This window comes from Enterococcus sp. DJ147D b (genome assembly GCF_058216655.1).
This window is the reverse complement of sequence record NZ_CM177104.1, coordinates 2,312,747-2,325,110: the sequence shown is the minus strand read 5'-3', so window position 1 is coordinate 2,325,110 and position 12,364 is coordinate 2,312,747. Positions and strand designations below refer to the sequence as shown.

Genomic DNA, 12,364 nt, shown 5'->3' with positions numbered 1-12,364 from the left:
AACGATGAAATGGAGTATTCCGGAAAAAGTGATTGAACGCGGACGCAAATACTTGCAAGAAGGTCGAGTGTTATCGGTTGTTCCTGATCAAGAAAATAACGTATGGCATGCTGAAGTATTAGGTAGCGAATTATACATGATTGATTTAGATGGTACAGCAAAGGAAGTTGATTATTGCCAGTGTCCTTATTGGGAAGAGCATCATTATTGTAAACATACGGTGGCTGTTGAATTATATCTTCGTTCCAAAAATGTTTCTCGAGTAATGAGTAAAGATCAGCAGATGCTTGAACCAGTTCGAACAGTTAGTGAAGGTGATATTTTAAGCAAAGGGTTTGCACGTTTACAGACGAAACAAACAACGCGTGCCATCCAGCCGCTAATTGTTGAGTACCAAGTCGAAGCAATTGAAACCAATCAATACCATCCAGAATTAGCGTTACTAGCAGTTTCTTTGAGAATCGGCTATTTAAAAGCACCTAAGAAAACCTATATTGTCAAAAATATCTATGACTTTTTGCAAGCTTATACAGAAAATGAATCGTACACTGTAAATAAACAATATCAATTTGAATTGGATAGACGCGCGTTTCAAGGAGAAGATCAAACGATTTTGAGCTTATTCGCTGGAACGGCACAAACACAACAACTACTCGGTGTCAGTGGGCTACAAGTCAAAGGAAAATTAGACAAACGATATTTGATGTTACCAGTAGAGCAAGCAAAATATTTATTGGAGCAGATGAACCAAACCACTCGTTTGCAAGTGATGGTGGATCAACAAACCTATCAAGGAATTGAATTTTCAGAACAAGAAAAGCCACTGCATTTTAAAGTAGTTAAAGAAGATGATGCGTATCTATTACGTGCTGAAAAGACATTTGATTTATTTTTTACCCACTATCAATGGGGAATGATACAAGGAACTTTCTATTCTTTGACGAAACAACAGCAAACGATCTATCTTACTTGGGAACAACTAATGAAGCGTTTTGAAACGCCGCAAGTCAAATTTGAAAAGAAACAGCTTTCTTCACTTTTTAAAGAGTTGCTACCTTTGTTGTCTCAGATTGCAGAGGTTGAAGTAACGGAGGATGTAGAGTCAGAAGTTGTAGACATCCCTGTTGAATTTGTGTTTTTCTTCAGAAAGTCTAAAGGAAAAATTCAAGCACGAATTGATTTCATTTATGAAGATGTCATTTATTCAACTGATAAGAAGCATGAAGTACAATCAGACTCTTCTCGTGAAATTTTACGAGATCAAGCACAAGAACAACGAGTGATTGACTTATTCAAGATGTATCACTATCAAGCAAACGAAACTGGCTATGAGCGTGTGTTGCCTACAGGAGAAGAATTATACGCTTTTTTTAGAACAGAATTAGCTGTTTTTCGTCAATTTGGCGAAGTTCGCATTGGTAAAAAATTACGTGAGCTGTATTTGGATGCGCAAAAGCATCAACCACAAATTGAAGTGACTGAAACAGGTTCATGGTTAGATATACGGTTTGATGTGACAGGCATCCAAGAAAAAGAAATCGATCATGTATTACAAAGCTTGTTGCGCAATGATGCGTTCTATACACTGGAAAATGGTCAAGTATTATCCTTTGACTCAGAAGAATTTCAACAAACAAGTGAAGTTTTGCGTCAATTGAGAGAATCGATTCGCTCGGAGTCAGGAACGATCCATGTGCCCAAAAACCAAGGTTTGATTGTTCAAAGCCAATTATCAGGAAGTCGAGCAACCTTTAGTGACTCTTTCAAAAAAATGGTGCAGGATCTGATCCAACCAGAAAACTATGAAGTAACGTTACCTGAAGGATTGCATGCCGAACTACGTGATTATCAAAGGCAAGGATTTCAGTGGCTGAAGATGCTTGGTCATTATCAATTTGGTGGAATTTTGGCGGATGAGATGGGATTAGGGAAGACCCTGCAAACAATTGCTTTTTTACTTTCAGAAAAAGAAGAAAAAAATGAGCTATCTGCACTGATTGTTGCGCCTGCAAGTCTGATTTATAACTGGCAAGCAGAAATCAAAAAATTTGCACCTTCGTTAAGTGTCCAAGTGGTAAATGGAAATAAAAAAGAACGGGAAACACTTCTTAAAAATGATGTTGATATTCGTGTAACCTCTTATGCTAGTTTGCGACAAGACGTTATTGATTATCAAGAGATGCCAATTCAATATTTGGTTTTAGATGAGGCACAAATGGTAAAAAATAGTAGTACGAAAACGGCGCAAGCCTTAAGAGAACTACAAGTTCCACAACGATTTGCGCTGAGTGGAACACCAATTGAAAATAATTTAGAAGAACTCTGGTCATTGTTTGCGACAATCATGCCTGGTTTCTTTCCGAATCGAACAAAGTTCAGGGAACTTTCGACAGAAGAGATTGCACAGATGATTCGCCCGTTTGTTCTGAGAAGAGACAAGCAAACGGTTCTTCAAGATTTGCCAGAAAAAACAGAAATGAATTTATATTCTGCTTTGACGGAAGAACAGAAAACAGTTTATCTTGCTTATTTGCGGCAAATGCGGGAGGAAGTAGCCTCAATGGATGCAGAAGCATTTAAGAAAAATCGAATCGGAATTTTAGCTGGTTTGACACGCTTACGTCAAATTTGTTGTGACCCGCGCTTATTTATTGAGGATTATCAAGGGGGCTCAGGAAAACTAGAACAAGTGAAGGATCTGTTAGTTGCTGCAAAAGAAAACAACCGACGTGTGTTACTCTTCTCGCAATTTACTGGAATGCTAAGTATTCTGGAAGAAGAGCTGGCAGAACTAGGGATGACAACCTTCTACTTACGCGGAAGTACAAAACCACAAGATCGTTTGACAATGGTAGATGCTTTTAATGAAGGAGAACGAGATGTCTTTTTGATCTCATTGAAAGCTGGTGGAACGGGATTAAATCTAACGGGAGCAGACACGGTTATCTTGTATGATTTGTGGTGGAATCCCGCAATTGAAGAACAAGCTGCCGGACGTGCGCACCGAATTGGCCAAAAAAATGTGGTAGAAGTTTGGCGAATGATTGCCGAAGGAACGATTGAAGAACGAATGAACTCTTTACAAAAAGAAAAACGAGAGTTGTTCCAAAAAGTAATTCAAGGAAACGAAGAACAATTAACGAAGCTGACAGAAGACGATATTCGCATGATCTTAAGTGTGGGTGAATTGGAAGAATAGCTTGAAAAAAAGGAATGTTTTTGAAAAAGGTTACCTAATATTATCGCTAAATAGGAAAAAGCTTCCGGACCAAATAATTGTCCAGAAGCTTTTTTGATTTTTGTTAGGTAAATACAGACTCCATTGTTTCAAGTAATTGATCAAACGAACTAATTTCGATATCTGAAACAGGAGTTGTATCAATCGTTCTTCCACGATGATTAAACCAAAGTGAATGCCATTCTGCACGATGTGCGCCCAGAACATCATTGTCATAGTTGTCACCAACATACAGTGTTTCTGCTGGGTTCATTGAAAAGGTTTCGGCTGCTAATTGGAAAATTTCTTTTTCAGGTTTTTGAAACCCAGTTGCTTGAGAAACAATCATATTTTTAGTTGGAATCCATTTAGCTAATTGGAGCTGGTTTAATTTTTTTGATTGGTGATCTGTTGGGCCATTCGTAATAATGCCCATAGGTACGTTTTTTTCTTTTAGAAAGTCGAGTGTTTTGCGAACCTCATCATGTAGACAAATATTGTTTAATTCATCTTCGTATACTTGTTGGAAAAACAAACCATCTTCTTCAGTAATATGTGGATAATCTAAATCTTTTAGCGACTGGCTAATCCGATGTGCCCGCATATATTCTAATGTCCATTCCCCAGCCATCACTTTTGGGAAGTTTTCATCACTATGATGACGGAAACGAATATATAATGGATGCATATCTTCATCTGAAACCAGCGGAACCACTTTATTCACCGCATTTTTAAATGGTTGTTGTTGGTCATACATTGTATCGTCAACATCAAATACAACAGCTTTAATCAAATCTTACACGCCTTTCGATTTTCATTTGTTTTTTCACAAATCCTTCATCATTGTATCAGAAAAAAATCTCGATAAACGTTGATAATAAAGGTTTTTATTACTGTATTTTCTAGTCGTTGTTGTAACAACGTTTTTAAATTTCAGTTTTTTTCACCAAAAATGAGACAAAAAAGAAAAGAACAATCAAGACACTTAATTAGGCTTTTTTGAGATTATATTGTTGTGTGCTTTTGCTTTTAAATCTAAAGAAAAGTTTTAGAAATCGAATTTTGATACAGCATCAAAATTTCGTAGAAAACTTTAAATAACATTATTTTTCTTTTTAATTTAGAATTATTTTAATTGATTGTTTTTTATGTTAATAGTGGCTGTTATTTAGTACAGATGAAATAGGCGTTATGTTAAACATTTTTAGAGAACAGTAAGAAGGTATAATTGATCTTGTGGGAATAAAAAACATATCTAAGAGAATGTATCCGGTTTCTTTTGACTTTAACGATTTTAAAGTGGTACAGTTTTTTTAGCTGTTTAATTTTGCAGAAAAATTGGAAAACGATTGGAATTTTCTCATTTTAAAATGTGTATTAAAATGAAAAACCTTGCTTTTACTGTAAATAAACCTTAGATAACATTCATTTTTAAAAAAAAATATAAAAAAAAAGGTAGCTATTTAATTTGCGATTAGGTATAATAGAAACAGATGGAAGATGAAATGAGTCTTCTGTTACAAAAATGTGATGATTTTCACGAAAAGGAGTGGTGCACGTTGTTAACACTATATACTTCCCCAAGTTGTACATCCTGTAGAAAGGCTCGCGCGTGGCTGCAAGAGCATCAAATCCCCTTTGTTGAGCGTAATATTTTCTCTGAACCGTTGAATAGTGCAGAATTAAAAGCTATTTTACAAATGACAGAAGATGGTACAGAAGAAATTATTTCAACACGATCAAAGGTATTTCAAAAGTTGAATATGGATTTAGATGAGCTACCATTGCCAGAGTTACTAGACTTAGTTCAAAAAAATCCTGGATTGCTTCGTCGTCCGATCATGATTGACGATAAACGTTTGCAAGTTGGTTTTAATGAAGATGAAATTCGCCGTTTCTTACCGCGTGATGTTCGTCAATTAGAGTTACGTCAAGCCCAGTTGATGGCTGGTTTATAAAAGAGTATCGAACTTGGAAGACTGTCTGTAGATAGTCTTCCAAGTTTTTTGTTATAATAAAAAACTTGGATGCTATTTTTAGTTCAAGGATCATGATTATTTATTTTTGGTTAGATAAAAAATCATTACACAATTATAAAAAAGAGCATCAGTTGATTGTTTCAGTAGCTGCTTCAATAAAGAAAGATTTTTTAACTTTCTATTGGTAAAGTAAGGTTTTCCTTTACATTTAATTGGTTTTCGCTACAATGAAGCTATATTAACCGTTGTGGCAAAGTGAGGTGTTGCGAAATGGAAATGGAACATATAAATGAAAATACCATCCGCGTGTTGATTGGTCATGAAGATTTAGAAGAACGAGGTGTCTCTTTTTTAGATTTATTGGGCAATCATAAAGAGATTGAGAATTTCTTTTATAGTATTTTAGAAGAAGTCGACATCGAAGAAGAATTTCGTGGAAGCGAAGCTGTGACTTTCCAAGTTTTGCCAAAAGGTGATGGACTAGAATTATTTATTAGTAAGAATTTGCCTGATGAAGAAATGATCCAAGCGCACGATGGTCCGATTGATTCAAATGATGTTAGTGAGTTTTTGCGTCAACAAGTCATTGATGATTACGATGAGACCAAAGATGGGGAAGATGACTCTGTAAAAATGGATGAGAGTCGTGCAATTTTTGTATTTGATGACTTTGAACAAATGATTCAGTTAGCTCAAGATGTACAGTTGGAGTCTGCTTGGACGGATTTATATTTGTTTGAAGGAAAATACTATTTATCAGTACATTTTTGGCTTGAAAATCTTAACCAAGTGGATGTAGAAAATCAAGTTGCGAGAATTCTTGAATTTTCTAAGAAAAGTGACCGCACTGCAGATGCATTAAGCGAACATGGAACATGTTTAATGGAGCGAAATGCGATTGAACGTACTAGATTTTATTTCAACTAAATAGCGATATCGAAAAAGTCATTGTTGATTGTTTATCAACAATGACTTTTTTTTGCAAAAAATTCATTAGAAATCGCGTAACTTCTTTTGACAAATGAAAAAGGGTGAATACGATGTTGTATGCAATCAATCGATGGGGAGAAAGATATCGCGCGGATAATGCTGAAAAACAAGAAAATTATTTTTGTCCAGGTTGTCGTTTACCGGTGATTTTAAAACAAGGGAAGCAAGTTCGGCCGCATTTTGCGCATAAAAAAAGTAATTTATGTCAAATGTTTAGTGAAGCAGAATCAGAGGAGCATATATTCCTGAAAGAAGTCTTTTATCAATGGTTAAAAAAATTCAATGAAGAGGTAGAAATAGAACCTTATTTACCCGAATTAGCTCAAAGACCCGATTTGCTTAGTGAGAATCTTGCGTTTGAGATCCAATGCTCGCCATTAATATATTCACGATTTATTGAACGGACAATGAATTATAAGCGTAAACAGTTCACCGTTTGGTGGATTCTTGGTAGTGGTTTGATTAACAAGAAGCTATTGTCGGAACAAAAATTATCTCAATTGGTGAAAGGAAGTTGCCGCTATGATGAACAACAAAATGTTCATTTTTGGGCAGTGGACAGACAAGTAGGAAAGTTGTATCTCTATTATCGATTAACGCTGTCGATTACTCGGAAAATCAGTTATCAAGTGATGGAATGGCCGTTTTATACTTGCTCTTTAACTGAGATTTTGACAAAGAAGTGGTGTAGCAGGACACAAATGATTGCTAATCGAGCTAAAAAAGGTATTTATCAGGAACTCGATCGGGAATTACGTCGGAAACAAGGTTCTCTGTTAAAAGTGCAAGAGTTTTGTTATATGAGAGGAAAGCATCTTCTTTATCTTTCATCATGGATTTACCAGCAAAGTGAATTTTTCTTTTTCTTTGGTACAAGTGTAGTTGTGTATCGAGTCCTTTTTGAGGAAACAGTGCAAGAAAATCGATTGCTTCATTATCTTTTCTGGCGGGAAAAACTTGAAAAAATTGTGTCAGAGTGGTTATTTCCACTGATATCGAAAGAACAAACGTATTGGCGATTTTTTAAAGAGTGTTGTGATTTATGGAAAAAGGAAGAAGATAACTAAAAAGTTGAAAAACTTTTGTTAGAATATTTAGACTAATTTAAGCAAGAAGCTTTTGTCTGAGAAAATTTGTGATAAGATGAAGAAAGATTAAGAAAAAGGAGTCGATTTCATGAGTGAAACAACCCAATTACCGAATCGTGAAGAATTATCCGAAAAATTAACTTGGGATTTGACGAAAATTTTTGCAAATGATCAAGAATTTGACGAAAAATATCAAGAACTATCTGAAGAACTGACGCAAGCAGAAACATATAAAGGAACATTGGCTAACGGCGCCACCGCATTTTTGAATGCGCTTGAGTTTGTTTTAGATGTTTATCGTAAAATTGAAGTATTGTATGTTTACGCTCATTTGAAGAATGACCAAGACACTGCAAATACGACATATCAAGCTTTGCATTCTCGTGCTGGCAGCTTAATGGCAAAAGTAGGGGAATCTGTTTCATGGTTAGAACCAGAAGTTCTACAATTGTCCGATGAAACGATTTGGAGTTACTTTGAAGAAGAACCAAAATTAGAAATTTATCGCCATTTCGTTCAACAAATGGTTGATAATCGCGCACATGTCTTATCCGCTGATCAGGAAGCACTTTTAGCTGGGGCTGGCGAGATTTTTGGCGCATCAAGTAGTACGTTTTCAGTGTTGAACAATGCTGATTTAGTTTTTCCAACAATCACAGGGGAAAATGGTGAAAAAATCCAACTTTCTCATGGGGTCTATGGTCAATTGTTAGAAAGTACAGACCGTTCTGTACGCGAAGCGGCATTTAAGGGATTATATGAAGTGTATGAACAATTTAAAAATACTTTTGCTTCGACTTTAAGTGCGCATATCAAGGGATACAATTTTAAAGCGAAAGCACGTCATTATGGTTCTGCTCGTGAAGCTTCTTTAAGCAATAATCACGTTCCCGAAAGTGTGTATGATACATTGGTTGAAGTAGTGAATAAGCACTTGCCATTGTTACATCGTTATATGGAGTTACGTAAACGTTTATTAAATGTGGAAGAACTACACATGTATGATTTGTATACGCCAGTATTGGGTGAAGCGCCAATCAAGTTCTCTTATGAAGATGCAAGAGCAAAAGCCTTGGAAGCTTTACAGCCAATGGGTGAAGAGTACATGGCAGTTGTTGAAGAAGCATTTGCTGATCGTTGGATCGATGTTGTTGAAAACAAAGGGAAACGTAGTGGGGCGTATTCTTCAGGAAGCTATGATACAAAGCCATATATTTTGTTGAATTGGCATGATACATTAGATCAATTATTTACCTTAGTTCACGAAATGGGTCATAGCGTGCATAGTTTCTTTACTCGTTCAAACCAACCGTATGTTTATGGGGATTATTCAATTTTCTTGGCGGAGATTGCTTCGACGACGAATGAGAATATTTTGACTGAGTATTTATTGGAAACAGAAACAGATCCTCGTGTGCGTGCATACGTATTAAATCATTATTTAGACGGTTTTAAGGGAACAATTTTCCGTCAAACACAATTTGCTGAATTTGAACATTTTATGTATGTTGAAGATGCAAAAGGTGTGCCGTTAACGAGTGAATATTTAAGTGAAAGCTATGGCAAATTAAATACAAAATATTACGGACCAGCAGTGGAAGAAGATCCAGAAATCAAATATGAATGGTCACGTATTCCGCATTTCTACTACAATTATTATGTTTTCCAATATGCAACAGGATTTTCTGCAGCCTCTGCATTAGCGAAGAAGATTTGGACGAAAGAACCAAATGCATTGGATAATTACCTAGCTTATTTAAAAGCAGGTAACAGTGATTATCCAGTGGAAGTAATGAAAAAAGCGGGTGTTGATATGACGCAAGCAGCTTATATTGAAGATGCAATGGCCATGTTTGAAAAACGTTTGGACGAATTAGAAGCGTTGATCGGTGAGTTATAAAAAGCAAGAAAGAAAAGAAGGTTTCTGCTGAGAAAACGAATCTTTCATGTGGGGATACAGGAGACGAGTTGTCTTCTTGTTGTCCACCTAAAAAAAGAGTCTCGACTTTTGTCGAGGCTCTTTTTTTAATGAAAGAAAAGCCTCCAAGACAGAGTGTTCAAGCAGTCTTGGAGGTCAAATAGATCATATTTATTTTGAATAAAATTAATTTGAAAGTAAGGATAAGTGGCTTGCGCCAGTTGTAAACTTTGAACCAGTTGTATGTAATTGCTGACCAGTAAAAATTTGGTAGGATTCATCAGTTACTTTACAAAGTTCTTGAATACGGTGAACAGTATTTGTGCCTTCGACTAAAACGCCGAAATCACAATCATATGCGTAATTATAAACAACAGCGGAAGGATGCTTAGTAATTCCCATCTCTCGAGCGATTTTCTGGTCAGAGAAAAAAGCTTCCTTTACAAATTCAGATTGACGGTCTTCTTTGAACATTGCTAGATCTCCACCAATAGACGCAAAAAGTTCCTCAGATAAAGCTTGTGAATAAGGAATATCATTACAGCCTACAGCTTCTTGCAATTTAATCAAAAACTGACGTCCTTTTTTCTTTCCTTGAAACTGTGCAGCTTTACAATCAAGTGATGCAGAGTAGATTGTTGAAAATAAATTGTTACGTTCTTCTAAATTTTGACGATCAATACCTCGTGTTTGCATGACATCCCCAATTGTCTGCAAGTTAACTAAAGGTAAAAAACGAAATTGAACTTTTTTGTTTTTTAGATTTGTCGTCCCATATTCTTCTTCGATGAACTGTAACAGCTGCCGTTCCATATTAAAACAGTATTTCCCCAAAGGGTTCACGAAAAGATAAATTTCGATCATACGAATCTCCCCCAAAAATAGATTCTATATAATTAGTGAATTCTTTCATCCACAGACTATAACTTAACAGAAAAAGCACAAAAAATGAACTCATGCGCCTTGTGAAAATGAAAGAAATCTAATTTTTTGCTTCGATCATTCGATAGATTTTATTTTTTGCTGGACGATAAGGAAGATGGAACGAATCTAGAAACTGCAAAAAATCAGCACTGGTTGTGTTTGTATCTTGCACTTCGAGCTCTAATTCATAGTCATGTAAATTCTCTGCCCAACTTTGGTCAATGGCTAAGAGACCTTCCTTTATGTGAAATTCTGCACGTTCAGTCGTTAGCTCTCCAGTTTTGATTAGTTGAGAGGAGTGAATTCCAAGCTCAATTAATTTTTCAAAGACGTGACCTGTGACTGGTAGCACATTTGATTGGAGAATGTCATCAGCACACGCTCGAGTTAGTGTATCAGTTGTTTCTAATAGACCCGATGCAACCGGAGTTTTTAGTGTATATTCTGCCAGTTCTTCATATCTTCTAATGCGTAATCCACAATTTTTTGCTTTTAATTGAAAATCAGGTGTATCAAAATAGCTATTTATTTGAGTTTTAAAATCGTTCGCTGTCAATTGATAATGAGCAATCAATTGTTGATATTCTGTTTGAGAAAGCATTGTTTTAAATTCGATTTCTAAATTTTCTGCCATGTTATTCGCTCCTTTTTTCTTTATTTTGCCTAAATTTTCTTTTCTGGTCAATGAAAGGGTGAACGATTACGGAAACTATTGGTTATATGGTAAAATAGGCAATGAATGTCAGTGCAAAGTAGAGGTATGAGTTATGGAACGAGATTGGGAAACATTTTTAGCACCATATGAACAAACTGTATCAGAATTGAAAGTTAAGTTACGCGGGATTCGTAAACAATTTCGTGAACAAAATCAACATGTGCCGATTGAATTTGTAACTGGTCGTGTGAAACCAGTCGATAGCATTGTAACAAAATCTCAGTTACGACATATTCCAATGGGACGGCTAGAAGAAGAAATGTCTGATATTGCGGGATTACGTATTATGTGCCAGTTTGTCGAAGATATTCACCAAGTTGTAGAGGTGATTCGTAACCGTAAAGACATGAAGGTAATTCAAGAAAGAGACTACATTACGAACAAAAAAGCGAGCGGGTATCGTTCCTATCATTTAGTAATCGAGTATCCTGTTCAACTGATTAACGGTGAAAAAAAAATCTTGGCTGAAATCCAAATTCGAACATTAGCGATGAATTTTTGGGCGACAATCGAACATTCGCTAAATTATAAATATCAAGGTGTTTTTCCAGAAGAAATGAGCGAGCGATTACAACGCGCCGCAGAAGCCGCGTATCAATTAGATGAAGAAATGTCTAATATTCGTGAAGAAATCCAAGAAGCACAGCGCCTATTTTCTCATGGTCGAGGAAAATCAGATGATGTTTATTATCGAACGTTGCTAGATAAAGAAGATGAGAAGCAAGGAGGCAACGAATGAAAGTAGCCATTGTTCATAATAATGAAGCAAAAACATTAGAAGTTACCGAACGGTTGGTTGCTCTTTTAACGAAAGCTGGTATCAAAATCAATGAAAAAAATCCGGAACTGGTAATTTCAGTTGGAGGGGACGGAACGTTACTTTCGGCTTTTCATCGGTTTAATCATCGGTTAAATGAAGTTCGCTTTTTAGGTGTGCATACTGGACATCTTGGTTTTTATACAGACTGGCGCGATTACGAACTAGAAGAGTTAGTGGATAGCTTGCTGACAACGCGTGAACAAAGTGTTAGTTACCCTTTACTAGATGTGCGGATCAGTTACACCAATAATCAACCGGACAAACATTTTTTTGCATTGAATGAATCGACAATCAAACGAGCGAACCGGACAATGGTTGCGGACGTGTATATCAAAGATGAATTGTTTGAAAGTTTTCGAGGTGATGGCTTGGCTATTTCAACGCCGACCGGTTCCACTGCGTACAATAAAAGTATTGGAGGGGCAGTGATTCATCCAAGTATCAATGCTTTTCAATTAGCAGAAATAGCCTCTTTAAATAATCGTGTCTTTCGGACGTTAGGTTCGCCCATCGTTATTGGGCAAGATGAGTGGGTTGAAATCAAATTAGAAAATACAGAAGATTATTTGGTGACAGTCGATCAATTAGACGTGGCAAAAGGACACATTCATTCAATTTATTACCGAATTGCGAAAGAACGCATCCATTTTGCTTCTTATCGACATATGCATTTTTGGCATCGTGTGAAGGATGCCTTTATTGGTGAGGGATAG

At 36.2% G+C, this 12,364-nt stretch carries 10 protein-coding genes; 7 read left to right on the top strand and 3 right to left on the bottom strand.

The features are described from left to right. The first annotated feature begins 4 nt into the window (after positions 1 to 4). Positions 5 to 3,199 (top strand): DEAD/DEAH box helicase, encoded by a 3,195-nt coding sequence (locus AC4BD1_RS10960; RefSeq protein WP_490485609.1) that lies wholly within the window; start codon positions 5 to 7, stop codon positions 3,197 to 3,199. Positions 3,200 to 3,302: 103 nt separating this feature from the next. On the opposite strand, the gene AC4BD1_RS10955 is transcribed toward AC4BD1_RS10960, so the two are convergent. Then, complete coding sequence (locus tag AC4BD1_RS10955) at positions 3,303 to 4,010, bottom strand: HAD family hydrolase (protein ID WP_490485608.1); 708 nt, start codon at positions 4,008 to 4,010, stop codon at positions 3,303 to 3,305. Positions 4,011 to 4,776: 766 nt separating this feature from the next. Between AC4BD1_RS10955 and spxA the strand changes: the two genes are divergently transcribed. From spxA to pepF, 4 genes are all read left to right on the top strand, one after another. Next, the gene (gene spxA, locus AC4BD1_RS10950; protein WP_067483021.1) at positions 4,777 to 5,175 is read left to right on the top strand and encodes a transcriptional regulator SpxA; all 399 of its coding nucleotides are present in this window, start codon (positions 4,777 to 4,779) and stop codon (positions 5,173 to 5,175) included. A 291-nt stretch (positions 5,176 to 5,466) separates the two neighbouring features. Further along, entirely contained in the window at positions 5,467 to 6,123 is a 657-nt protein-coding gene (locus AC4BD1_RS10945) for an adaptor protein MecA (RefSeq protein ID WP_490466515.1), read from the top strand. A 113-nt stretch (positions 6,124 to 6,236) separates the two neighbouring features. Further along, positions 6,237 to 7,253, top strand: coding sequence for a competence protein CoiA (locus AC4BD1_RS10940; RefSeq protein WP_490485607.1), 1,017 nt, complete (start codon positions 6,237 to 6,239; stop codon positions 7,251 to 7,253). A 109-nt stretch (positions 7,254 to 7,362) separates the two neighbouring features. Then, positions 7,363 to 9,174, top strand: coding sequence for an oligoendopeptidase F (pepF, locus tag AC4BD1_RS10935; protein WP_206910276.1), 1,812 nt, complete (start codon positions 7,363 to 7,365; stop codon positions 9,172 to 9,174). Between the two features lie 204 nt (positions 9,175 to 9,378). Here pepF and AC4BD1_RS10930 read toward each other — a convergent pair whose 3' ends face one another. Continuing rightward, positions 9,379 to 10,056 carry a ClpXP adapter SpxH family protein gene (locus AC4BD1_RS10930; RefSeq protein WP_206910274.1) on the bottom strand — a complete coding sequence of 226 codons (678 nt, stop codon included), beginning with the start codon at positions 10,054 to 10,056 and terminating at the stop codon, positions 9,379 to 9,381. A gap of 118 nt (positions 10,057 to 10,174) precedes the next feature. Further along, positions 10,175 to 10,750 carry a CYTH domain-containing protein gene (locus AC4BD1_RS10925; RefSeq protein ID WP_206910272.1) on the bottom strand — a complete coding sequence of 192 codons (576 nt, stop codon included), beginning with the start codon at positions 10,748 to 10,750 and terminating at the stop codon, positions 10,175 to 10,177. Between the two features lie 133 nt (positions 10,751 to 10,883). Here AC4BD1_RS10925 and yjbM point away from each other — a divergent pair, with 133 nt between their 5' ends. Together yjbM and AC4BD1_RS10915 are read left to right on the top strand one after the other, a co-directional pair. Next, on the top strand, positions 10,884 to 11,570 hold the full coding sequence (gene yjbM, locus AC4BD1_RS10920) for a GTP diphosphokinase (protein WP_206897666.1): 687 nt from the start codon (positions 10,884 to 10,886) through the stop codon (positions 11,568 to 11,570). Next, complete coding sequence (locus AC4BD1_RS10915) at positions 11,567 to 12,364, top strand: NAD kinase (protein WP_206910270.1); 798 nt, start codon at positions 11,567 to 11,569, stop codon at positions 12,362 to 12,364. Before yjbM ends, AC4BD1_RS10915 begins: the two co-directional genes overlap by 4 nt.